This window comes from Microbacterium sp. AC035 (assembly GCF_979258485.1).
In genome coordinates, this window is record NZ_OZ409858.1 from 2,252,970 (window position 1) to 2,276,629 (window position 23,660).

Here is a 23,660-nt window from a genome sequence, read left to right on the forward strand (position 1 = left end):
CGACAACGAACACCCCGACACCGATGACGGCGATACCCAGCGCGGTCACCATCGCTGTGGCGTCGTTCGGCAGCATGGCGCACCCTACGGACGTGTCCTCGTAGGGACAGCTTCTCCAGGGCTGGAAGAAGAACAGTATTGCTGTCGCGGCGCCCAACAGCGCCACTGAAGCACCGACGAATGCCGTCAATCTCGATGCGCGTTGAGTCACGGCTTCAAAGTAACTCAGCTGTCGCGCTGGACGCCTGAACATCTTCGGCGGAGCGAAGCATCTGCCTCCAGTGACGGGAGCGGCGGCCTGCCGAAAACGATCGTTCTCGGCGAAGTTCCGGGCGGAGCCATCTGAGGCCTACCGAAAACGGTGGTCAGCGGCCCACCGGCAGGTCACGTCGACGGTGGCTAGGTTGGGATGATGTCGAACGATGCGAAAGCTCGCACGCTGTGGACTGATCTCCCGGCTGATCTGGTGGCCAAGGTGTCGGACATCCTCGGCGGACCGGTCGTCGCAGCGATGAGTCAGACGGCGGGATTCTCGCCGGGTAGCGCCGATCGGGTCGTAGCGGCGAATGGACGCCGAGCGTTCGTCAAGGCTGTGCACCGGAGCCGAAACGCTGATGCATACGACCTGCACCGCCGCGAGATCGGAGTCATGCGGGTGATTCCTCCGCAGGTACGAGCTCCTGCGCTTCTTGGGTCGTTCGTCACCCGGGACTGGGCGGCTCTCATCCTCGAGGATGTGGAGGGTCGTCATCCAGGAGGCGCTCTGGATGGCACCGACGTTCAGGCCGTCTTGGATGCTTTCTCAACATTTCCCCGTCTCACCGGGAAGGCGGTAGCGACCTTACCCGCGGCTGCTGAGGAGTTTGTCGCTGAGCGTGACAGTTGGAGCGTCCTCGATAGAGACAGAGTGCCGCTGCCGTCTTGGGCTCAGGACTTCGGCTCTCGCCTTCGCACCGAAGGAGAACGCGTGTGCGACGTCGTGCAAGGCGACTACCTGCTTCACCTGGATGGCCGAGCAGACAACGTCCTGATCGGTGAAACCGGTCTCGCATGGGTGATCGACTGGCCCTGGGCAGGAGTCGGGGCGCGTTGGATCGACGGCCTGCTCTACCTATTGGACGCCCGTTTCCGTGCCGAACGCCTAGATTCAGAGCTGGTGCTACTCACCCACCCGCTGTTCGAGGGCGTCAGCACCGGAGACATCGATAGCGTGCTTGCCGCGGTCACAGGCCGGTACTTCGACAAAGCACGGTTACCCTCCCCGCCAAGCATGCCGACGTTGCGAGAGTTCCAACGCCGCGAAGCTCTCGCCGGAATGGATTGGCTCAGAGAACGCTGGCCCTAAGGGCGGAAGCGGGCGGCCAACCGCACACCGTGGGAGCTGCCGAAAACGATCGTTTTCGGCGCGGTCCTGACGTGGGGCCCGAACCGACTGCCGCAAACGCTCGCCATAACCGCCAAACGGCAAGGGTTTCCGGCTGGGGCTTGGGGCCTCATACCTAGACGGCGAGGATTGTCGCTACTGCCTCAGCGACAGTCGATCGATGAATGTCGAACCGTGCGCTCCCGACAGGGACGGACGCGTCCGGCGGAGCAATCCAGGCTGTTTGCAGGCCGGCCGCCAGTCCGCCCATAACGTCGTGCTCAAGGCTGTCGCCGACCATCCAACCTTCGAGCGCACAACCGAGGCGCTGTGCCAAGACCTCGAATATCTGGGGGTCCGGTTTGCGGATTCCTGCTTCTCCGGAAACGACCCATCCGTCGACCAGTTCTGCGAGGCCGGTCGACCGGATCTTGCCTTCTTGGTTATCCGCCATCCCATTGCTCGCGATGCCGATGCGCCAACCAGCAGCCCGAAGTTCGGCGAGCGCTTCTTTATCTTCGGGCGAGCAGCGCACGAGCTGCGGCATCCTCGCCCTATAGACCGCCCAGATCTCGGCTCCGGATGACGCTACGGCCCATTCATTGACAATGCGGTCGAAGACCACGCCCTTGGATCCCCGCTCGCTCAGGGCTGCAGCGATGAGATCGGTAGCTTCGGTCGGTAGGTCCCGCTGTTCGACAAACTCTTCGGTCCACAAACGTGCAGCGCTCGACTGGTCGACGAGTGTTCCGTCTAGGTCGAACGCAGCAAGGGGCACGCCGCGAGCTTAGCTAATGAGTCATCTCCGCGGATTCCGTCATGTCGGCCTGCCGATAACGATCGTTTTTGGCGAACGCTGCGGCGCGAAGAACTCCATGGGCAACACGCCGCCCAGCGGTCCGCCGGAACCCCCTGCCGAAACCTGATCCACCGAAACTTCGGCATGAGCGTTTTCGGCAGGGCACGGCGGCTGAGCCAACAACTGCTTCCGTCTTGTGACGCCCGACGCCAGAGCGTCGCCAACACGGCATCCCTCACCAGAGCGCCCGCACCGAGGCGTACGCGTCGGCGACGTCACGTGTCGGCCGGTCGTAGACCCGCACGATCCCGGCATCCCCCTCGTGCCTCGTCCATCCCGGATCGCCCGTGCTGATGAACGCGACCGCAGCGCCGTGCAGTTCCTCGGCGAGGTCCTGCGGCGGGTTCGGCCCGGCCAGCGCCTCCATCGCCGGGCCATCGAGGCAGTCGAAGAAGAAGGGCACGTCGAGGCAGTGCTCGGCGAAGCCGAAGTGCCCTGAAGGCCACGAGAAGCGGTAGAGCCAGGTGGGCGCGTCGCCACGGACCGCCGCGATGCGGGGAACGCCACTGCGGAACATGCGGTCGGTGAGCACCCGTCCCGCGAGCCGCGCCTTGCCGAGGCGAGCGACGTCGGCATTCGCTGCAAGGTATTCGGGCCGGATGCTCTTGGGCAACCCGAGCCGGGTCAACAGCACTCCCTGCGGCACCCATCGCAGCGCCTTCGCGGCACTGCCGGTGAACGCCATCGTGAACTCGTCGTCCGCTGCACCGATCACGAGGGGCTTGTCGGCACCGACTCCGGCTCGCAGCGATTCAGGGGTCGGACGTGTGAGAAGGTCGCCGTCGATCGCGGGCCCGAGCGGCAGGCCCTCATCGATCATGGCGGTCATCGACGACGGTCCGAGCTGGGTCGCCTTCTTCTGCAGCGCGAGCAGACGATCCTCGCTCACGGTCGACAGACCGGCCACGGTGGGCTCGACGCCCGCCGTCGCGGCGAGCGCTCGCCCGAACGCCTCGGCCCTCGACGTCGACACATCGCCGAGAGCTCCCGAGATCGCATAGACCCCGTGGAACAGATGCTGGGCCGTCTCCATGCCGAGCAGGGTGAGCACGGCTCCTCCGCCCGCGGACTGTCCGGCGATCGTCACGCGACCGGGGTCGCCTCCGAAGGCGGCGATGTTCTGCTGCACCCATTCGAGTGCGAGCAGCCAGTCGCGCACACCACGGTTCGACGGGGCATCCGCTATCCAGCCGAAGCCGTCGAACCCGAGGCGATACGAGATCGACACCGTGACGACGCCGTCTCGATTGAAGTTGCGGCCGTCGTACCAGGGACTAGCGGGCGAGCCGGCGAAGTACCCGCCGCCGTGGATCCACACCAGCACAGGCATGCCGGATGCCGTGGGGTCGGGCGTGAAGACGTTGACGTTCAGCGTCGAATCGCCCTCGACGCTCGGCTCCGGGATCAGGGTCACCCCGGGGTCTCCGCGCTGCGCGGTGGCGGCGAACTCGAGCGCATCGCGCACGCCCTCCCACGGCGCCTTCGGCACGGGAGCCTGGAATCGCAGGTCACCGATCGGCGCCTCTGCGAACGGGATGCCGAGAAAGGCCGCCGACCGCGGGGCCCCTCGCCCTCCCGTGGTGGGGCGCCAGCACCCTCGGACCCGCCCTGCGGCGGTCTGCACCTCGACGTACTCGGTCATGACCCTCAGACTCTCACGCCGAGACTCTCTCCTGCCGACACTCTCCCTCGCCGACACTACGGCCCGCGCGATGACGACGATCCTCGGCCCCACGTCTCCGGCCTGCTCCAGCTCGTCGCCTAATGTCGAGACCATGGTCCACCCCCGCGTCTACTTCTCCGCGATCCAGAACGAGGCCGAGTTCCTTGCCGACTACGAACCATCGCTCGCGACATGGGCGGACGAGGATGGATCGACCCTGCTGATGCGGGCTCTGCGCAACGGTGATCCCGCCAGCCGAGTCGCGATCGCCACGCGACTGCTCGACGACGGTGCTGATGCCGGCGCAGCGACCGAGAGCCAGGTGAACGCGTTGCACGTCTTGCTGAGCGCGACGGCCCACGATTTCATCGCTGAAGCAGCTCTGCTCGCCCGCCTGCTCGATGAAGGCGCGGACATCAATGCCGACAGCGGCAGTCGATGGGGCACGCCGCTGCAGACACTCTGTCGCACGCTCAAGTTCTCCGACGAGACTCTCGCTCCGTTCTACGACGTCCTGTTCGCCCGCCCCGAACTCGATGTGACCACCCCGAGCAGCGTGGGACGCAGCGTCACCGAGAGTGCCCACGCCGCGATCAGACGCCGCGCCGACCTGCTCGCGCGTTGCCACGCTCACACGAACGAGCACGAGTCGCGCTGACGGACGACGCGTCGCATCGGATCACCAGTCGGAGTTCTCGAGCAGACGCCGCTCGTTCTCGCGAACGAACAGCTCGTTTCCCGGCCCATCGCCCGCCGTCGCGAGGATCTGATCCCCGATGCGTGTGAGGTCTGACACTTCTTCGAGGTCGTCCGCCCGACGGGGTCCGGTCACGCACATCAGAACTACTCCCCGACGCGGGTCGCCACAGCGTGCGGCATCCGCTCGGTCATCACGCGCACCGCCTCGGGGTTGTCGTCGACGAGCACCGCGTCGCGGCCGAGTGCCGAGGCGACGGCGCCGGTCGTGCCGCTGCCGGCGAAGAGGTCGAGCACGCGGTCGCCCGGGCGGCTGGAGGCTCGGACGATGCGCCGCAGGATCCCCTCGGGTTTCTGCGTCGGGTATCCGGTCTTCTCTCGCCCGGTCGTCGGCACGATCGTGTGCCACCAGACGTCGGTGGGCAGCTTGCCGCGCGCAGCTTTCTCAGGCGTGACGAGGCCGGGCGCCATGTAGGGCTCGCGGTCGATTTCATCGGAGTTGAACACGTACTCGCGCGGGTTCTTGACGTACACGAGGATCGTGTCGTGCTTGGTGGGCCAGCGGCTGCGTGACTTCGCGCCGTAGTCGTAGGCCCAGATGAGCTCGTTGAGGAAGCAGTCGCGGCCGAACACCGCGTCGAGCATGACCTTGGCGTAGTGCGCCTCGCGGTAGTCGAGGTGCAGATACAGAGTGCCGTCGTCGGCGAGCAGTCGCCACGCCTCCTCGAGCCGCGGCATCAGGAAGGCACCGTAGTCGTCGAAGCGATCGTCGTAAGTGCGCAGCATCCCGCGCACCCGCTCATAGGCGTGGCCGTGGAACCCGTGCCGAACCTCGGAGTGCGCCGCCACCGGTTCGGCAGTCAGCACGGCCGGATCGATCCCGGCCTCCGACCCGCGGGACTCCGGGGCGGCGGCGACGTCGGCATCCGATCCATCCTGAGTCGTGAACGTGCGCCGGGCCGTGACCACCTGCCGCTCCTGCGTGCGACCGGTGTTGAACGGCGGATCGAGGTAGACGAGCGTGAAGGATGCAGAGGGCAGCGTCGCGGCGACCGCGAGATTGTCACCCTGGATGATCGAGACGTCGCCGCGTACGACGGGAGCGGGATCTGCCGGAGCGGCATCGACGGGAGCGGGATCGACGGGGGCGGGATCCGCCGGAGCAGGCTCCCGCGGAAGCGCAGGCGTGGGGTCGGTCACGGAACCCGATGCAGCCACGTGTCCGTGGCGAACTTCGACTCGACCAGCGCCTCGGCATCCGCGTACTCGTCGGCGCTGATCGCGCCGTCTTCCGCCGAGGTGAGCGAGCGGAACGTGTCCTTGAACCGCTCGATGATCTCGGCCCGCGAGAGTCCGGTCTGGCTGCGCAGCGGATCGACCCGCTTCGCCGCCGAGGTGGTTCCCTTGTCGCTGAGCTTCTCGCGACCGATGCGCAGCACCTCGGTCATCATCTGACCGTCGATGTCGTACGACAGGGTCGCGTGGTGCAGCACTCCCCCGTTGGCGAGGCGCTTCTGCGCGGCTCCGCCGATCTTGCCCGACGAGCTGGCGATGTCGTTGAGGGGCTGATAGATCGCGTCGATGCCGAGCGAGCGCAGGGCCTGCAGCACCCAGTCGTCGAGGAAGGCATAGGAGTCGGCGAAGGTCATGCCCTGCACGAGCGACGCCGGCACATAGAGCGAGTAGGTGATGATCTGCCCCGCCGCCATGAGCATCGCGCCACCGCCCGAGATGCGGCGCACGACGTCGAAGCCGTGGCGGGCAGCGCCTTCGGGGTCGACCTCGTTGCGGTACGACTGGAATGAGCCGATGACGACGGCCGACTGGTCCCACTCCCAGATGCGCAGCGTCGGACGACGGCGCCCCTCACCGACCCGAGAGGTGAGCACCTCATCGAGCGCGAGGTTCATGCGCGGCGAGACCGCCTTCTCGTGCACGATCTCCCAGTCGAAGTCGTTCCATCCCGGTGCCGTGACGAGTGCTCGACGCACGGCCGTGCCGACCGCTTCGGGAGTGAACCCGAGCAGCTGTGCACCGTCGGGCAGAGCGCCGCGCACTGCAGCGGCGATGGCCGTGGCATCCGTCTCGACCGGCAGACCGGTGACCGCCCGGTCGATGTCATCGAGTGCGGTGTCGGGTTCGAGGAAGAAGTCGCCGGCGAGCCGGAAGCGGGCGATCCTGCCGTCTTCGACCTCGAGGTCGACGACGACGAGCTTTCCTCCTGGAACCTTGAATTCACCGTGCACGGTTACAGCTTAAGGCGAGCCCGTCGCTCAGGCGCGGTGCGCCGCGGATTCAGCGCCCCAGCACGACCGCCCTCTCGCCGGCGCGGATCGGAGCCGAGAAGCGGTTGCCCGCCGGCGGCAGAGGACAGACGAACTGGTCGGAGAAGGCGCACGGAGGCAGGTATGCCCGGTTGAAGTCGATGACCGCCGACCCGTCGGATGCCGGCTCCTCGATCGGCAGGAAGCGGAACCGGTAGGTCTCGGTGCCGTTGGTTCCGTCGGCGAAGACCGCGCTGAGCCCGCCCTGCAGGCTGCGGGTGACGGTGAGCGTCACCGCGACCCCGTCGAGCGTGAATCTCAGCCGGCCGGCCAGGTCGGACTCGTGCGAGCGACCGTCGATCGAGGTCACGGTGATCGTCTCTCCCGGCGTCGGCTCGAACACCGCGGCGATCTGCCACCCCTTCCGCGGCGGGTACGCGTCGATCGCGCTGAACCGTTCCCGCTCCGGCCGTCTCGGGTTGAACACCCGCAGAGCCACTTCGCCTCGCCTGTCGAACACGCGCAGCTCGCGGTGCCCGAGCCGCAGAGTCTCGCGGCCCCTCAGCGTGACGACTGAACCGGCTGTGCCGAGATCGCTGCCGCGGATGCCCCCGTCTCCCGTGAGCGCCCAGAGTCCGGGGACCCCCTCGACGGCAGCGGGTTCGGTGATGAGCCAGTTCGTCGACTCGAGCGCGGCCGGGCCGTAGTCGGCGCCGGCATAGCGCTCTCGCGAGTCATGCCATGCACGCCACTCGTCTTCGAAACCCACCCCGCACCTGCCTCTCGCCGCGAATCTATGCGGAAGAGTGGCCGGCATGCCGGTGATGCGTCATTCGGATTCACCCGCTGTAACGCGGGTTCACGGGGCGTAACACGCCGACGCGCGACGGTGCGCGCTCTGCACTGGTACTCATACACGATGTCGACGCGGAAGTGGTGTGGATTAGGAACACTCGCCGTCTTTCGGGATCGAGAAAGCCTCTTGGAGCGGCATCTTCATCCTCACTCCGCTGCCGAGTGCGGCGGCAACCGTGCGAGTGAACCATCTGATCAGACGTCTCAGGTACAGCGGCTGAATCAGCGTCTGGGGTTCACAAGACAAAGCCTCACCCGTCGCGGCGAAGCGCCAGGCGAGCGGCCACTACCACTTGTCGACGAGCTTCCCCGGCCGAGAGGCAGCCCTGGTCCGGGCTGCCTGAGATCAAATGTGCGGGCGAAGACACTTGAGCACCTTTGGAGCGGCTACTCTCCGCCGAGATCCTTCAGCACCTCGTCCGCGAGTGACGTCCCGACACCGAGAGCAGTTAGCTTCGCCACATCGTAAAGGTCACGAAGGGCACCATTTAGCTTCTGACCGATCGTAGTGTTCGTCCCGGAGATCGTACCTGCCTCCGCGAGTATGGGCTGTTCCGTTTCACCCTCAGCTCGAAGGACGATCTGAAGTCGATAGGGCGCGCGGTCATCCTCGTCGCGCGACTTTATGTAATACACGAAGCGTCCTGAGGAGGCCTCATACTCGTAAGCATCTTCAGACGCTGACCAGTCCAGTTCGTGAGCCATCGTCTTCTCGATCAAGGAGTCGGCGATCGCCGTGATCTCCGTATTCGTAGCCATAAGTTCATTTTCCTCTCTGAAGGCGCGCGGTTAGCTCGCCTGCTTCAGGACCAACACGCGCGATCTTTTCGCGAGCGAGTCTCACAACATCCGCAATCTCATCCGTACCGTCGAGCAGCTCGCCCTTCGCCGACGATGCCGCGTTCGACGCGGCTCGAATCAACCGCACCAGCTTTTCGCCCTTCAACAGATCGTCCGACTTCAGATGTCCCAGTATCAAGGAGGCCCGTCGATAGTAGGCAAGCAACGCGTTCGCCACCAGTTCCCGGTCACCGGTCTTGATCGCACTTGTCACATCGTCTTCTAACCCGTTGAGCTCCGGGAGCATCACTAACAGGTCGTTACTAAGGAGGCGACGCTCTAGCAACTCCGTCGACTTCACAGTTGCGTTCGCTGTGCGCATCAGTTGCCATCCCGCGAATCCGAGTCCGAGCACACCGACGATCAGTTGCCACGCACCGAAGTGGTCGCTCGGAGTCCACACATAGGGGTCAGCGGCGATCACAGTCAGAGCATAGGGTATGAAAACCCACTACCTCACCACGAGGCAACTGTCCTGCCCCACAAGTCGTGATGTCGCACCGCCGCAATCATCGGCGTCCGTGCGGGATGGCTTCCGTCGTCCAGTCAAACCCCTTGATTGCTCGCAACAGGCGCTTGCCTCTGCTTGTTCCCTAGCGGCAAACGAGGAATGCCCGCGCTCAGCGCGGAGGTATGCGGGTGTCGAGCCACGACAGGATGTCGGCCCTGACCTCGTCCTGCTGCAGCTCGTTGAAGATCTCGTGACGCGCATCGGGGTAGACCAGCGTCGTGATGTCGGTGAGCCCCGATCGCGTGCGGTACTCGTCGGCGAGCTTGTGCACGCTGCGCGGGCCGCCGACCGGGTCGTCGCGGCCGACGAGCAGCAGCAGCGGGATGTCGCGGCCGAGGTCCTTGCGCGGTCGTCCGTAGAGCTTCGCCGCCTCGACGGGTCCGAACAGCTTCAGCAGCGGGACGTCGGTGGTGAGCGGATCCTCGTCGAACGATGTCCACACCGCAGGGTCTCGACTCAGCCATTCGAGACCGGTGGCATCGTCAGCCGCCCAGCGGGCGTTGAGCGGAGCGGCGTTGAGCGATCCGGGGGTGCGCAGCGCCGACCCCGAGAGGATCACCGCATCCCAGGCCTCGGGGTGGTCGTTCACGAGCATCTGCGCGAGGAACGAGCCCCACGAGTGGCCGAGAAGCACGAGCGGCAGGTCGGGGTTCTCGTCCTTGATGATGCCGGTGAGCTGCCAGACCGCCGCCTGAGCCGCGCGCAGGCCGCCCTTCCCGAGGCGGCCGAGCTTGGCAGGGCCCCCGTGCTGACGGATGCCGGTGCGGCCGTGCCCACGGTGATCGTCGGCGTAGACGATGAATCCGGCCTCGGTGAGCGCGGCGATCAGTGCGCCGTAGCGACCGGCATGCTCGCCCACTCCGTGCAGCAGCTGCACCACACCCCGCGCATCGCCCACCGCCGGGTGCACGTCGTAGACGATGGCGATGCCGTCGGCATCCGTGAATTCACGCGTATCGGTCACGCCCCCACCCTACTGAGAGTGCATGACATGCGTCAGGCCGAACGCCCGACGCGCCTCAGCCCGAGATTGCGGCGATGACGCCCTGGGCGATCTCGAGGTCGGTGACCTCGTATCCGCCGACGCCGTCGGAGGCCGATCCCATGCGCACGCCGCCGTCTTCGTGCACCATGCGCTTCGCGGAGAAGTGCAGGGCGTCGACGCCGGCGGCGATCAGGTCGGCCGCACTGGCGGCGTCCACTCCGCTGCCCGCCATGATCTCGATCTCTCCGGCTGCCTCGGCGACGAGCGCGCGCAGTGTGTCGATGCCGTCGATCGCGACCGAGGCGCCGCCCGAGGTGAGCACCCGGCGCAGGCCGAGATCGCGGGCGGCAACGAGCGTCGCGACGGGGTCGGGGGTCACGTCGATCGCTCGGTGCAGGGTGACGGATGCGCCGTCTGCGGCGTCGCGCAGTCGCCGCATGGCGGGGATGTCGAGCAGTCCGTCGTCATCCAGGGCACCGATCACGACACCGTCGGCGCCCGCCTCGATCGCACGGCGGACGTCGCTCTCGGCGATCATGATCTCGTCGGCGGTGTAGCGGAAGCCGCCGGCCCTGGGGCGGACGAGCACGTGCACCTCGACGCCCACGGCTCGCGCTGCATCGATCGACAGGTCGAGGGTCGCCGGCGACGGGGTGAGGCCGCCGAGAGCGAGCGCCTGAGCCAATTCGACGCGCGCTGCGCCGATGGTCCCGGCGATGCGCACTCCGGTGGGGTCCTGCACGGCGAGCTCGAAGGCAACGGGTCGGGTCATGCGTCCATTCTGGCCTGTCGGCGGTGGCCCGCCGGACGCGCGCTTCCCATCGCGCCCACAATTACTTAGACTGTCTAAGTAATGTCTGCGACCGATGATTCCCTCCACCTCACCGCGACAGACCTGCGCATGGCGACGTTCCGACTCGCACGGCGCCTCCGCTCGGCCCGCGCCGTCGACGCGATGAGCGACGCGCAGCTCGCGGTGCTGGCGACGCTGCGCATGCACGGCCGCCGCACGATCACGGCCCTCGCCGATCGCGAGCGGGTCACCGCACCCTCGATGACGAACATGATCAACGGGCTCGAAGAGCAGGGGTTCGTGCTCCGCACTCCGGATGCCGAAGATCGCCGTCGCGTGCAGGTCGACATCACCGAGGCGGGCACCGAGATCGTCGCGCAGACCATCCGTCGGCGAGACGAGCTGCTGGCCGAGATGCTCGGCGAACTCGACTTCACCGAGGAGGAGCTGACGACGCTGCGAGAGGCGAGCGCCCTGATGCGGAAGGTGGTCGACCGATGAGCGCGATGTTCCGTTCGTTCTCGAACATCAACTACCGCATCTGGTTCGCCGGGGCCCTGGTCTCGAACATCGGCGGGTGGATGCAGGCGACCGCCCAGGACTGGGTCGTGCTCACCGAGCTCACCGACAACGACGCCGCCGCCATGGGATTCACGATGGCGCTGCAGTTCGGTCCGCCCCTGGTGCTCGTCAGCCTCACCGGATGGGTCGCCGACCGCTTCGAACGGCGCCGGATCCTGCTCGCCACCCAATCCGCCCTGCTGCTTCTCGCGATAGCGGTCGGCGTGCTGCTGCTGAACGGCGTGATGACCCTGCCGATGATGTTCTGCTTCGCCGCGGTATTCGGTGTCGTCAACGCCTTCGACGCACCCGCGCGGCAGGCGTTCGTCTCGGACATGGTCTCGGCCGGCGACACGTCGAACGCGGTCGCCCTCAACTCGGCATCCTTCAACCTGGCCCGCATGATCGGCCCGGCTGTCGGCGGTCTGCTGATCGTCGCGATCGGCTCGGGGTGGGTGTTCATCGCGAACGCGGTGACCTTCCTGGCGATGCTCGTCGCGCTGATGCTGCTGCGCACCGGCCAGCTCGCCCCTCGGCTGAAGAACCGCCGTCCCGGCGGCCTCGCCGAGGGCTTCCGCTATGTGTGGGGGCGCAGCGACCTGCGAGTCGTGTTCGTGACCGTGTTCCTGATCGGCGCGTTCGGCATGAACTTCCCGATCTTCGCCTCGACCATGGCGATCGAGTTCGGGGCTGGTGCCGACGGCTATGGAGTGCTGAGCTCGGTGCTCGCGATCGGCTCGCTCGCCGGGGCGCTGCTGGCAGCCAGACGCGACCGCGCTCGCGTGCGCGTCGTCATCTTCGCGGCGGGCGGGTTCGGAATCGCGGCCTTCATCTCGGCATCCATGCCGACCTATCTGACCTATGCGATCACACTGACGTTCACCGGCTTCATGATCGTGACGCTGCTCACGACCGCCAACGGCTACGTGCAGATGACCACGGCCCCGGCGCTGCGTGGACGCGTGCTCGCGCTGTACATGGCGGTGATCATGGGCTCGACCCCGGTCGGCGCCCCGATCGCCGGGTGGGTGGCCGACACGTTCGGCCCGCGCATGGCGATCATGCTCGGTGGCACCGCCGGCTTCGTGGCCTGCGCGATCGGTGCGATCTGGGTCTTCACCTCGGGCCGACTGCACCGCTCGGAAGGCAGCCGGTTCCTGATGACGCTCGACGAGACGCGCCCCGTGAACGTCGTCGACCAGGCCGACATCCTCGAGAAGGCAGACCCGGTCGAGTTCAGCGACGAGGCGGCCGTCACGACGCCGATCCGCACGTCGAAGAAGGACTGACCCGAGTTCGGAACGCGTGGTCGCTGTTTGTCAATGCCCTCCACGCGCATGCGGAGCAGACGTACCGTCACGACATGGACCAGAACACAGGACGCACCCCGCACGCCGAGCAGCCCGCCGAAGGATCACCCGAGGCGATTCCCGAGCACAACACCGCACCCGACGGCCAGTCGTCGACTGGTTCGGAACGCCACCCCGACGGGCTCGACGGCAACGCCCAGGGCTCGAACCAGGGCGGAGCCATCCAGGGCGACAGCTCGCACGGTGAGTCACCTCGCGGAGCCATTCAGGGCGACGCCGACGAGGAGAACGCTCAGGGCGCAGCCCAGGGTGGCGCGATCCAGGGCGACAGCTCACACGGCGAATCGCCCCGCGGAGCGATCCAGGGTGATGCGAGCCCCGACCGCGACGCCGCGCTCGGCGGAGACGAGAACACCGAGGACCAGCTGACCGCCGACAACGATGTCGAGCGCGACACCCTTCGCACACTCGATCCGGACGACGCTCCCGCCTGAGCGCCGACGGCGTGAGCGAAGGGGCGGATACCGCGGCATCCGCCCCTTCGTTGCCGTGATGCCAGGCGCTGCCCTCGACCCTCGACTATCCGCCGGATCGACCCCTGTAATGCCCCGTGGTCCAGCGGCCGGCGCGCCACTCCCCCGGCTCCCAGACGCGGTTCGTGAACGGCCGGCCGATCGCGTGGGAGCCTTCGAAGCGTGGCAGATTCTGATAGCTCAGGTCATCGCGCTGAATCTGCTGAACGAACCGCTCGGCGAAGGAGCCGATGCGGGTCGGCATGGCGCGGAGCTGCGGCGTCACCATTCCGACGGGCACCTCGTCGATGGCCCCCTGAACCGCATCGGGGAGCGCCCGCGACATCGTGCTGAGGTTGGTCACGAAGGCTCCTCGCGGGATTCCGAGAACGTCAGCGGTTCGCATCAGATTGCGGCTTGTGATCTTCCGATACGGACGCTCTTTGCCGTACTTCACCGCAGCGCTGGACTTGTACGTGACTCGATCTTCTGGCCAGATGCCGTGCGCCGAGATGAGGTCATACGCGGGCGCGAGTCTGGTGGCGTTGCCGGCATGCAGCAGGCTGTGATTCTTCGCATGCGCGTCAACGCCCGCGACGAGCAGGTTGTACGCGAACAGCTGGGCGAACTCGAGCTTGTCGTCGACGCGATACGCCGGGGACGAAGCGCTCTCCACCAGCTCCACCATGTCGGCCATCGTCGGACCTCCGTCCTCCTCGTACTTGCGGGAGGGATAGACGCCCAACGCCTGACAGAAGTCCTCTTGGTGCACGCGCACCACCGTGCCGTCTGAGGCGAGCCTGCGGTCGAACCTCGTTGTGACGAATGCGGGGAGGCCCTCGAAGTCGAGAATCTCGACTTTCGCTGCACGGATGCCGAGAGCGCGCGCGGCGCGCATCGTCACGAACTCCACGGCCTGGACGTGCGCGTCCGTCTGACCCGAAGCGAGCACCATGCCGGGCTTCACGATGTGTGTGCTGGCCGCGCGCCCGTTCGGTTCGAACCATCCGCCGCCGATTCGGGCAAGTGCGAACTTGCCTTGATTGCCGCCGAGTGAGAATCGGCTCTCGTCATCGTCGCCGTCGTCGACCCAGTGATCCGGATCATCCAAGATGGCGCGCACGCGTCTCGCGATATCGCGGTCCGTGAGCGGGGACAGCTCACCGGGGTCCGAAGGCACCACACTCTCGGGGACGACCTGCACGGAGCCGGGCGCGTCTTCTCCCATGTGGGCGAGCAGACTGAACGGATCGATACGCCGCTCGCCGAACTTCGCCGCCCACCGGCTTCGCACCTCATCGGCGTCAGGAAGCAAGTTCGATAGCCACGGCATCACGACGTCGGGGCCGTGCGCGAGGGCAGACATGGGCATGCTCAACGACAGGGGCGTCGAGTTCCGCTCAGAAACGTATTCCTCGTCGTAGAGAAACTCCACCTGATCCTGCTCGCCGCGCAGGAGCTGTCCCGAGAAGCGGCCGTCCAGCCAGACATCGAGAACGTCGGTCATCACAGGTCTTCAAACAGTCCGTCAAGGACGTCAGAACGTTCGCTGCGCTCCAGGGACACGGTGAAGCCGAGCGCCGCAGCAACATCGACCGCCGCGCTGAGCGAGGGGTCTACCTTGCCCATCTCAAGGTCGTGCACCCAGCGCCTGCTCTTGCGCACAGCCCTCGCGAGTTCGTCCTGCGTGAGGTTCGTCCGCAAGCGCTGGCTGCGCACGAATGCTGCGAAGGCAGTACTCGATGGCATCTGCATTGCCAATCCTCCTTTGTGCAGGATACTTCACATTCATCTACATGAGAAGAATACTTCACATTGATGCAGATGAGAAGTATTCTTCTCGCCGCCGAAAGAGGGCATCCCTCACCGAATCGTCCCGGCGCGCACGAGCAGTCGGCGCACTCCGATCACTCCTGCCGCCACCGCCAGCTCGCCGGCAATACGGGCGCCGAGCGTCGCCAGCAGCACTGAGGGCACCAGGTGCTCGGGCGAGAACACCGGCAGCGCGACGAGGAACAGCACGACACCGGCGACCGCAGCCGCGAGGAGGACGCGGCGTGCGCTCGCCGTTCTTCCCCGTTGCAGCGGCAGGACCAGATCGAGCGCGACGGCGGCGCACACCATCGGGACCGCCGCGATCGGGCCGATCGGCGAGATCACCGACGTCAACAGCCCCGTGACCGCTGCCGTGAACGTGGCCATGCCGGGCGTGCGGGTGACCACGCGGGCGAGCAGCGGCATCGCGGTGTGCACGGCGGCGACGAGTGCGTACGCGGGCGGAGACGACACGGCGAGCAAAGAGGTGATGGGCACGACCATGACGAAGATCAGCGCCTGAACGGCAGCGAACGCTGCGCTGATCAGCAGGGCACTCGTCGGCGCACGCCTCACGGTTCTCGGTCGAGCCTCATGCATCTCACCAGCCTAGATCCGCGCACCCGCCGTGCGGATTCGCGACCGACGCTCTCTGCCGCGCCAAGACCACCCATGTCCCTCCCTCACCGATCTTTCGGAATATCGTAGAGACGCACACCATCCGGGGAGGAGACGATGCCAGCATCCGCCGCGCCCGTGCATGTGGACGTCCCCCGCATGCCGAGCGATGTCACCCCGCGCCCGAGACTCGTCGCCGCGTTGGAGAACCGCAGTCCCCTGACGGTGCTGCGCGGCGCATCGGGGCTCGGGAAGACGGTCGCTCTCGTGGAATGGGCGCGGGCCACCACGTCGACGATCGTCTGGGTCACGGTCGATGCGAGAGGGTCAGGCAGCGACGAACTCGCCCGCGACGCTCTCCGCGCATTGACTCGCAAGGGTCTGACCGTCTCGTCCGGCGACGAGCTCCTGCACCCCTGGACCGACGTCGCACAGTGCCTGAACGAGACGGCGGAGAAGCTCGTCCTCGTGCTCGACGATGCCGCGAGCCTGTCGCCGGAGAGCATCTTCGACCTGTGCCGGACGGTCGCCGCGGCGCCTCGTGCACGCGTCATCGTGGCGACGAACCGGCGCAGCGCCTTCGACGGCGACGGGTTGAGCCTGGTGATCGATCGCACGCTGATAGGACCGGACGACCTGCTCTTCGACGCCGAGGAGATCTCGCGTGCTCTGGGGATCGGCGAATCCGACGCAGCGGACATCCTCCAGGCGACGGGCGGGTTCCCTGCGCTGATCCACGCGGCCTCGAAGCGGTCGGCTCGCGGCGACGACCCGACCTCGGCGATCGAGGCCGCCTCACCCGCGGTCGAGGAGTACATGCAGTCACGCCTCGAACGCTCGGGCATCGACGCCGACGGCCTCGCGGCCTTGGTGCGCATCAGTGTCGCCGATGCCGTCGACATCGCCTCGGCGCGTGCACTGTCGGGTGTGGACGAGATCGAGGACGCCCTCGACGACGCGGAGGCCTTCGGTCTCGGAAGCTGGTCGGCCGACCGCCTGTTCTCCTTCGCCCCGGTCGTCCGCACGTTGCTGCGCCGCGAGCTCGTGCGGTCGCACGCCGATGAGCTCTCGCGCCTCATGAACCTGGCTGTCGAGGGCGCGCTCCAGCGGCGAGCACCGATGGATGCACTGCAGCTCGCCATCGAATACGACGATCTCCCGCTCGCGTCGCACGTGATCATGTCGGGGTGGAGCCAGCTGCTCGACCACCACGGACCTGCCGCAGTCCGCCTGCTGCGCCGGCTTCCGGTGTCACGCCTCAAGGACCAGCCGCTCATCGCCATGCTGCTGGCCATCTGCTACAACGCCAGCAAGCTGAGGCGTCTGCGCGGCCTGCAGCTGATGCGGGTGGCGATCTCGGCGGCCAACTCGCGACGCAATGATGTGCCGACGACCGAACGAGTGTTCATCTGGGCCGCCGAGAGCGCCGCTCTGCGAGTCATCGGGATGTCGGAGCGCGCCGCTCAGGTCGCCGCCCGAGCACTGAGCCTCTACCGTGAGACGCCGGAATCGGTGTGGCAGCCGTATGCCCTGGAGATGCCGCTGCTCTGCACGCATCTCGGCATCTCCCTCTACTACGGCGGACGAGAGGATGCCGCGATCGAGTGCTTCGAGAACGCGGCGGCGCTGGCGGCGTCGCGCGACCTGAGCAAGGCCTTCCACAGCATCGCGCTGCTCAGCGGCATCCACGCTCTGAACGGCGACATCCCGGAGGCGCGCCACTACGCCGAGTTGATCCGCGAGAGCTCGTGGGAGCAACAGCAGCGCGACGGCTACCGCGGCACCTTCTACCGCGTCGCAGAGGCGCTGCTCGCCGTCGAAGACGGCGACGTGGCCGCCGCCTGCGAGCACGTCCGAGTGTTCGGCCCTCATCGCTCGACCAGCGAGCACTGGGCGACGATGGGGCTCGCTGAGGCATGGGTCGCTCTGCACGAGGGCAGAGCCGCGGCCGGACTCGAGCAGCTGGAGTCACTGCGCAGACTGCGGAAGCGCGAGACGGCGAGCGCCCACGCACGGCACGTGCTCAGCCGCGCGCGGGCGCTGTTGCATCTCGCCGTCGGCGACGTCGCCGCGGCTCGCTCGACGCTGCGCCATGATGCGAAGCCCGACGAGTTCGGCACGATCGTCGAACGCGCGCGCCTCGCTCTGTTCGAGGGAGATGCCTCCGAAGCGGCTCGGATGCTGGCGCAGACGAGACAGGTGCCCCAGACCGCGCGTCAGCGCGCCGAGGCCGCGGCGGTCCAGGTCGCCGCCCTGCGGCGAACCGCCGGTGCGACCGCGGCCGGCAAGGCGGCGGCCTCCCTGCGAATCCAACTCGACGATCGAGAGCTGACGACGCCGGTCTCTCTGTTCGGCCCCGAAGACGTCGAGCTTCTGCAGGACTCACTGGCGACCCGCGACTCCGGGCGCCTCGTGACCGCGGTGCTTCCTCCGACATCCGATCGCCCGCGTCTCTCTGCCCGTGAGCTCGTCGTGCTGCGCGCACTCACCTCGGGTGCGTCCCTGCAGTCGATCGCGGCCGACCTGAACGTGTCGCAGAACACCCTCAAGACGCAGCTGCGGAGCATCTATCGCAAGCTCGATGCGCGCAATCGTGCCGAGGCGATCGAACAGGCCGCGAAGCACGACCTGCTCTCCGACCACTGAGCCTCGACCGCCGCAGGAATCGGATCACGGCACCGAGCGACCCTCGGCACCTGAGGGGGTAGGTGCCGAGGGTCGCTCTTCGTGCGGGTCGCTCAGCCGATCGCTGCGCGACGGCGCAGGATCAGGAGCGCTGCTCCCCCAGGAGCAGGGTCAGCGCGAGCACCAGCACCCAGGGTGCGAGCTGACCGCCCGTGATCGCCAGCGGTGACTGGACCGGATGCACCGTGGCGCTCTCGACGACCGGGAGAGGCTCGTCCCCCGGGCTCGTCACCAGCGCCGTGGCCACGTTCTCGAGCGTGGCACCGGCAGCATCGGCATCCACGGTCACCGAGTAGGTGACCGTCACCGTCTCGCCCTCGGCGAGGGCGCCGACCCAGTGCAGCTCGGTGCCCGTCACCACGGGCGCCGTGACCTCGTGGTCGCCGACCGTCGCGGTGACGACGCCGGTCAGTGCCGCGTGGTCCAGCACCTTGGCGAGATCGTCGCTGACGACGACCTCGTCGAGGTCGGTCTCACCGGTGTTGACGCCGGTCAGCGTGTAGGTGACCACGCTGCCCACGGCAACGGCCGTCCCGGAGTTCACGTTCGCGGTCTTCGCGAAAGTGAAACCAGGAGCCGCGACACGGTGCTCCGTCGACGCCGGAGGCGGCGTGAGCTCCGCACCGCCGGGGGCGATGGCGCTGCCCTCGGCGACGTTCGAGATCGTCGCACCGCCCGCGTCGGCATCCACCGTCACGGAGTACGTGATCGCGACCCGCTCGCCGATCGCGAGAGCACCCTGCCACGAGAGTTCGTCGCCCTGCACGGTCGGGGCTGCGACGGGCGCGCCCTCCACAGCGGCCGACGCATCGCCGTTGTATTCGGCGTGCGCGAGCACGTTCGAGAGGTCGTCGCTGATCGTCACAGGATCGAGCGCGGTGTCACCTGTGTTGATGCCCGTCACTGTGTAGGTGATGACGCTTCCCGGGTCGACACGGGTTCCCGAGGCCGGGTCGGCCGTCTTGACGAGCTCGAATCCGGGCTCGTTGATCGGGTTCACCGTGACTGCAGGAGGCGTCTCGATGGGCGGCACTCCTCCAGGAGGAGTCGCGCTGCCCGTCACCGAGTTCTCGAGCGTCTCGCCACCGGCATCCCCGTTCACCGTCACCGAGTAGGTGATCGTGACTGTCGCGCCGATCTTGAGCGCGCCGGTCCACGAGAGCGTCTCGCCCGCGAGTGTCGGAGCAGCCGCCGGCGAACCGTCGACCACGGCGAGCGCGTCGTCGTTGAACTCGGCGTCGTCGAGCACTCCGGACAGGTCGTCGAGGATGGCGACGGGATCGAGCACGGTCTCGCCGGTGTTCACGCCCGTCACCGTGTAGGTGACGACGGTGCCGGGGTCGATGGTCGTGCCCGGAGCGGGAGCGGCGGTCTTCGACACCGAGAAGCCGGGCTCGTTGACCGGGTTCGAGGTCGTGACCGGAGGAGGTGTGATCTCCTCGCCGCCCGGAGGCGTCGCGACGGCGGTCGCCGAGTTCTCGAGCAGTTCGCCGGCGGCATCGGGTCCGACCGTCACCGAGTAGGTGATGGTGACAGTCTGTCCGACCGCGAGCGCACCCGTCCAGGAGAGCTCGTCGCCGTCGACCACGACAGGAGCAGCCGCGCCGCCGACGATCGTCGCGACGGGAGTGCCGTCGAGCGACGCGTGATCGAGGACGCCCGAGAGGTCGTCGACGATCTCGACGCTGTCGAGCGCCGTCTCACCGGTGTTCACGCCGGTCAGCACGTAGGTGATCACGTCACCCGGATCCAGCGCGGTTCCGGATGCCGGATCGGCCGCCTTCGAGAACTCGAAGCCGGGCACGTTGACCGGGTGCTCGGTGATCACGGTCGGCGGGACGATCGGCGTGCCCGGTGCCGTCGGGCTCTCGGGGTCACTCGGATCGGTCGGCACCAGCGGGGTCGCCTCGCCCGTCACCGTGTTCGTGATGGTCTCGCCACCGGCGTCGCCGTCGACGGTCATCGAGTACGTGATCACGACGTTCTCACCCGGCTCGAGCGAACCGGTCCAGGCGAGGGCGCTGTCGGCCACCGTGGCGGTGCCGCGCGTGGCACCCACATCGTCGTTGTACGAGGCGTTCACCAGCACACCGGCGAGGTCGTCCGAGATCTCCACCGGGTCGAGCACGGTGTCACCCGTGTTCGTGCCGGTCACGGTGTACTCGATCACGCTGCCGGGGTCGACGGCGGTGCCGGTGACCGGGTCGGCGGTCTTGCTGACCGCGAAGCCGGGCGCGACCACGGGGTGCTGGGTCGTCGCAGGGGGCGGCGACACCGGAGAACCCGGGGTGGTCGGGCTGTCAGGATCGGTCGGGTCCGAGGGGATCAGCGGCGTGGCCTCTCCCTCGGCGACGTTGCGCAGCAGCACACCGGTCGCGTCGTCATCCACGGTCACCGTGTAGGTGATCACGACGTCATCGCCGGCACCGAGCGCGCCCGTCCAGCTGAGCTGGGATCCGGTCACGTCGACCGTGCCTGTCGTCGCCGACACGTCGCCGTTGTAGGCGGCGCTCGCGAGAACGGCCGACAGGTCGTCGGTGATCGCTGCGGGGTCGAGCACGGTGTTGCCCGTGTTCGTTCCCGTGACCGTGTACTCGATGGTGTCGCCAGGGCTCACGGCCGTTCCCGATGCCGGGTCAGCGGTCTTGGTGACCTCGAAGCCGGTGTCGACGACGGGATGCGTGGTCTCGACCTGCGGCGGCGTGATCGGCGTGCCGGGAGTGGACGGACCCTCGGGGTCGCTCGGGTCCACAGGGATCCGCGGTGTGGCCTCGCCGTTCACGACGTTGCGGAGCAGAGCGCTCTCGACGCCGGCGTCGACGGTGACCGAGTAGCGGATCGTGACGGACTCACCCTGCGGGATGGAGCCCGTCCAGGTCAGCGCGCCATCGGCCACATCCGCGCTGCCGCGGTCGGCCGTCACGTCGTCGTTGTACGCGGCGTCATCGAGCACGGCTGCGAGGTCGTCGGTGATGGTCACCGGCGAGAGGTCGGTGTCGCCGGTGTTGGTTCCGGTGACCGTGTACTCGATCGTGTCACCGGCCGACACCGCGGTGCCCGATGCGGGGTCGGCGGTCTTGCTGATGGTGAAGCCCGATCCGAGCACGGGGTGCTCGGTGACCGCCGTCGGAGGGACGATCGGCTCGCCGGGGATCTGCGGGCCCGTCGGGTCGGCAGGGTTCGGCGTCGTCGGGGTGGCAGTGCCTGAGGCGACGTTGCTGAGCACCTCGCCTGAGGCGTCTTCATCGACGGTCACCGAGTAGGTGATCGTCACGACCTGGCCAGCCTGCAGCGTGCCGCTCCAGGCGAGGTCGGTGCCGGTGCCGGTGAGGGTGGCTGCCCCGGTGAGCACCGGGATGCCGTCGATCGCGGTCGCGATGTCGGCATTGTATTCGGAGTGCGCGAGCACCTCGGCGAGGTCGTCGGCGATGGATGCCGGGGAGAGAGTGGTCGCGCCGGTGTTGGTACCGGTGACGGTGTAGTCGATGACCTGGCCCGGCTGCACCACGGTGCCCGAGGCGGGGTCGGCGGTCTTGATGACGGTGAAGCCCGCGACCGGGTGCTCGGTCGTGACGGCGGGCGGAACGATCGGGTCACCACCGGGAGGGGTGCCCGAGGCGGTGACGCTGTTGGCGATGCTCTCGCCCTCGACACCGTCGTCGACGATCACCGAGTAGGTAAACGTCATGATCTGCCCCGGGTCGAGGGCTCCCGTCCACGTGAGCATGCCGTCGGCGATGGCCGCGCCGCTCTCGACGAGTTCGATGCCGTCGACGGTCGTCGAGAGGTCGTCCTGATATTCGGCGAACGAGAGGACGCCGCTCAGGTCGTCGGCGACCTCGACGTCATCGAGCACCGTATTCCCGGTGTTCTCAACCGCGACCTGATAGGTGATCCGCTGCCCCGACTGCACGACTGTGCCGTCGGCCGGGTCGGAGGTCTTGCGCAGGTCGAGCCCAGGCGCGAGGCGGACGTTGGAGTAGACGCAGGTGACGTCGGTACCGAGAGGGCCGGCAGGCTGGGTGACCTCTCCCGTGGCGCTCACGGCCACAGGAGTGGTCGTGCCGTCTCCGTTGACCTGCTCGCAGACGAGAGACGTGTCGTAGCCTGTCGGATCGGCGGAGCCCGAGGCGGCCTCTGCGAGATCGAACGTGTCTCCCTGGTTCGTGAAGACCGGGCCGGCGTAGTCGCGCTGGACGCCCGGCTCGTCACCGGTCGTCGTGACCGAGGTCTGCGGAACGCTGTATCCGGCGGGCGACTGGATGCTGAGCGCGAACTGGTCGGTCGGTGCGTGGCGTCCCTCCGGCAGGTCCTTCTTGAGCGTGAGGGTGTTCGGGAAGGTGCAGCTCGACATGTCCGTCGGCGAGAAGCTGCCGAGCGGGGTCGTGTTGACCGTCTCACCACGGGGAAGGTCGACCTCGATGATGCGGTTGCCTCCGCCGGAGACCGAGACGAAGATGTGGCCCAGGTTGCCGAAGGCGATGCCGTTGCCCTGCACACCGTCGCCGAGGTCGTGCACCTGCTTGGCGTCGATGGTGGCGGTGCTCGAGACGAGCTCGGTGGGCAGGTCGGCGGCGTAGATGTCCTGGTCGGCGACGAGCACCAGCTGGCCAGAGGCGCTGAAGGCCATGTCGCCGTTCGACCCGAAGGCGCTGCTGCCTGCGGTGGGACGCAGCGTGCCGACCTGCACGTAGGTCTGCGGGGTGACGCCCTCGTTCCAGGCGTAGATGTTGATCGCGTTGTTGGCGGTGCCGCTCGCGAAGTAGTAGACCCCGGTCGCCGGGTTCACGGCACCACGCAGGACGGCGGAGCTGAGCGTGAACGAGGTGCGCGTGGTCTGATCGGCGACCCGGTCGTGCTTCGCCAGCACCTTGTTCGACGAGGTGTTCGTGACCGTGTACGCGTAGCGACCGCCGGCGGAGATGCCGAGGCCGTTGTCGGAGTGGTCGGTGCCGAAGCTGACCGTGCCCAGGGTGCCGCCCTCACCGGGTGCGCCTCCCTGCTCGTTCACTGCGAACTCGCGGATCTCCGTCGAGCTCTGCACGAAGACCGCCCCGGGCGTGCAGAGGAACGGGTCCGCGGCTGCAGCGGGGGCGGCCGTGACCGTGCCGCCGATGAAGACCATCGACGACGCGACGACCGCAGTGGTGACGAGGCCGCTGACGAGCTTGCGCGCAGTCCTCCCCCAGCGTGGCGTCGCCTTATCTGTCTCGGTCGGTTGATGGCGCTTTCGCGCACCACGAATAATCACGACTGCTCTCCCCTTGTCGCATCCGGTGCGCGCTCGCGCACACGGGGCCCGCCACCCCCTTCGGCGGCATCCCGGAGCG

The 23,660-nt window shown here is 67.5% G+C and carries 20 protein-coding genes; 6 read left to right on the plus strand and 14 right to left on the minus strand.

The features are described from left to right. Window positions 1-412 precede the first annotated feature (412 nt). A complete protein-coding gene (locus ACZ0AA_RS10960) occupies window positions 413-1,345 on the plus strand; it encodes a protein kinase family protein (protein WP_463512895.1) in 933 nt (310 codons plus the stop codon). A gap of 154 nt (window positions 1,346-1,499) precedes the next feature. Here ACZ0AA_RS10960 and ACZ0AA_RS10965 read toward each other — a convergent pair whose 3' ends face one another. Then, complete coding sequence (locus ACZ0AA_RS10965) at window positions 1,500-2,141, minus strand: HAD family hydrolase (RefSeq protein WP_400866844.1); 642 nt, start codon at window positions 2,139-2,141, stop codon at window positions 1,500-1,502. Window positions 2,142-2,397: 256 nt separating this feature from the next. Beyond that, on the minus strand, window positions 2,398-3,864 hold the full coding sequence (locus ACZ0AA_RS10970) for a carboxylesterase/lipase family protein (RefSeq protein ID WP_463512896.1): 1,467 nt from the start codon (window positions 3,862-3,864) through the stop codon (window positions 2,398-2,400). Between the two features lie 133 nt (window positions 3,865-3,997). On the opposite strand from ACZ0AA_RS10970, the gene ACZ0AA_RS10975 reads away from it, so the two are divergent. Next, window positions 3,998-4,543 carry a hypothetical protein gene (locus tag ACZ0AA_RS10975; RefSeq protein WP_463512897.1) on the plus strand — a complete coding sequence of 182 codons (546 nt, stop codon included), beginning with the start codon at window positions 3,998-4,000 and terminating at the stop codon, window positions 4,541-4,543. A gap of 21 nt (window positions 4,544-4,564) precedes the next feature. Here ACZ0AA_RS10975 and ACZ0AA_RS10980 read toward each other — a convergent pair whose 3' ends face one another. The 8 genes from ACZ0AA_RS10980 to ACZ0AA_RS11015 all read right to left on the minus strand — a co-directional run bounded on the left by ACZ0AA_RS10980 (window position 4,565) and on the right by ACZ0AA_RS11015 (window position 10,808). Further along, entirely contained in the window at window positions 4,565-4,717 is a 153-nt protein-coding gene (locus ACZ0AA_RS10980) for a hypothetical protein (RefSeq protein ID WP_463512898.1), read from the minus strand. An 11-nt stretch (window positions 4,718-4,728) separates the two neighbouring features. Further along, window positions 4,729-5,658 carry a DNA-methyltransferase gene (locus ACZ0AA_RS10985; RefSeq protein ID WP_463513837.1) on the minus strand — a complete coding sequence of 310 codons (930 nt, stop codon included), beginning with the start codon at window positions 5,656-5,658 and terminating at the stop codon, window positions 4,729-4,731. Between the two features lie 119 nt (window positions 5,659-5,777). Continuing rightward, window positions 5,778-6,827, minus strand: coding sequence for a lipoate--protein ligase family protein (locus ACZ0AA_RS10990; RefSeq protein ID WP_400866867.1), 1,050 nt, complete (start codon window positions 6,825-6,827; stop codon window positions 5,778-5,780). A 49-nt stretch (window positions 6,828-6,876) separates the two neighbouring features. Then, a complete protein-coding gene (locus tag ACZ0AA_RS10995) occupies window positions 6,877-7,614 on the minus strand; it encodes a DUF1684 domain-containing protein (RefSeq protein ID WP_463512899.1) in 738 nt (245 codons plus the stop codon). 473 nt (window positions 7,615-8,087) lie between these two features. Further along, window positions 8,088-8,459: a hypothetical protein gene (locus ACZ0AA_RS11000; RefSeq protein WP_463512900.1), complete on the minus strand. Its 372-nt coding sequence runs from the start codon at window positions 8,457-8,459 to the stop codon at window positions 8,088-8,090. A gap of 4 nt (window positions 8,460-8,463) precedes the next feature. Then, window positions 8,464-8,964 (minus strand): hypothetical protein, encoded by a 501-nt coding sequence (locus ACZ0AA_RS11005; protein WP_463512901.1) that lies wholly within the window; start codon window positions 8,962-8,964, stop codon window positions 8,464-8,466. Window positions 8,965-9,160: 196 nt separating this feature from the next. Further along, complete coding sequence (locus ACZ0AA_RS11010; protein WP_463512902.1) at window positions 9,161-10,015, minus strand: alpha/beta fold hydrolase; 855 nt, start codon at window positions 10,013-10,015, stop codon at window positions 9,161-9,163. Between the two features lie 55 nt (window positions 10,016-10,070). Further along, window positions 10,071-10,808, minus strand: coding sequence for a copper homeostasis protein CutC (locus ACZ0AA_RS11015; protein ID WP_463512903.1), 738 nt, complete (start codon window positions 10,806-10,808; stop codon window positions 10,071-10,073). Between the two features lie 81 nt (window positions 10,809-10,889). Here ACZ0AA_RS11015 and ACZ0AA_RS11020 point away from each other — a divergent pair, with 81 nt between their 5' ends. The 3 genes from ACZ0AA_RS11020 to ACZ0AA_RS11030 all read left to right on the plus strand — a co-directional run bounded on the left by ACZ0AA_RS11020 (window position 10,890) and on the right by ACZ0AA_RS11030 (window position 13,194). Beyond that, window positions 10,890-11,330, plus strand: coding sequence for a MarR family winged helix-turn-helix transcriptional regulator (locus ACZ0AA_RS11020; RefSeq protein WP_400866878.1), 441 nt, complete (start codon window positions 10,890-10,892; stop codon window positions 11,328-11,330). Window positions 11,331-11,335: 5 nt separating this feature from the next. Further along, complete coding sequence (locus ACZ0AA_RS11025) at window positions 11,336-12,679, plus strand: MFS transporter (protein WP_463513838.1); 1,344 nt, start codon at window positions 11,336-11,338, stop codon at window positions 12,677-12,679. A 74-nt stretch (window positions 12,680-12,753) separates the two neighbouring features. Beyond that, a complete protein-coding gene (locus ACZ0AA_RS11030; protein WP_400866881.1) occupies window positions 12,754-13,194 on the plus strand; it encodes a hypothetical protein in 441 nt (146 codons plus the stop codon). Between the two features lie 85 nt (window positions 13,195-13,279). Here ACZ0AA_RS11030 and ACZ0AA_RS11035 read toward each other — a convergent pair whose 3' ends face one another. From ACZ0AA_RS11035 to ACZ0AA_RS11045, 3 genes are all read right to left on the minus strand, one after another. Then, the gene (locus ACZ0AA_RS11035) at window positions 13,280-14,719 is read right to left on the minus strand and encodes a type II toxin-antitoxin system HipA family toxin (protein ID WP_463512904.1); all 1,440 of its coding nucleotides are present in this window, start codon (window positions 14,717-14,719) and stop codon (window positions 13,280-13,282) included. Continuing rightward, on the minus strand, window positions 14,719-14,967 hold the full coding sequence (locus ACZ0AA_RS11040) for a helix-turn-helix transcriptional regulator (protein WP_463512905.1): 249 nt from the start codon (window positions 14,965-14,967) through the stop codon (window positions 14,719-14,721). Before ACZ0AA_RS11040 ends, ACZ0AA_RS11035 begins: the two co-directional genes overlap by 1 nt. 108 nt (window positions 14,968-15,075) lie before the next feature. Then, window positions 15,076-15,627, minus strand: a complete 552-nt coding sequence (locus ACZ0AA_RS11045) for a hypothetical protein (RefSeq protein ID WP_463512906.1) — start codon at window positions 15,625-15,627, stop codon at window positions 15,076-15,078. Window positions 15,628-15,762: 135 nt separating this feature from the next. Between ACZ0AA_RS11045 and ACZ0AA_RS11050 the strand changes: the two genes are divergently transcribed. After that, complete coding sequence (locus ACZ0AA_RS11050) at window positions 15,763-18,291, plus strand: helix-turn-helix transcriptional regulator (RefSeq protein ID WP_463512907.1); 2,529 nt, start codon at window positions 15,763-15,765, stop codon at window positions 18,289-18,291. A 121-nt stretch (window positions 18,292-18,412) separates the two neighbouring features. On the opposite strand, the gene ACZ0AA_RS11055 is transcribed toward ACZ0AA_RS11050, so the two are convergent. After that, window positions 18,413-23,581 carry a beta strand repeat-containing protein gene (locus tag ACZ0AA_RS11055; protein WP_463512908.1) on the minus strand — a complete coding sequence of 1,723 codons (5,169 nt, stop codon included), beginning with the start codon at window positions 23,579-23,581 and terminating at the stop codon, window positions 18,413-18,415. Window positions 23,582-23,660 lie beyond the last annotated feature (79 nt).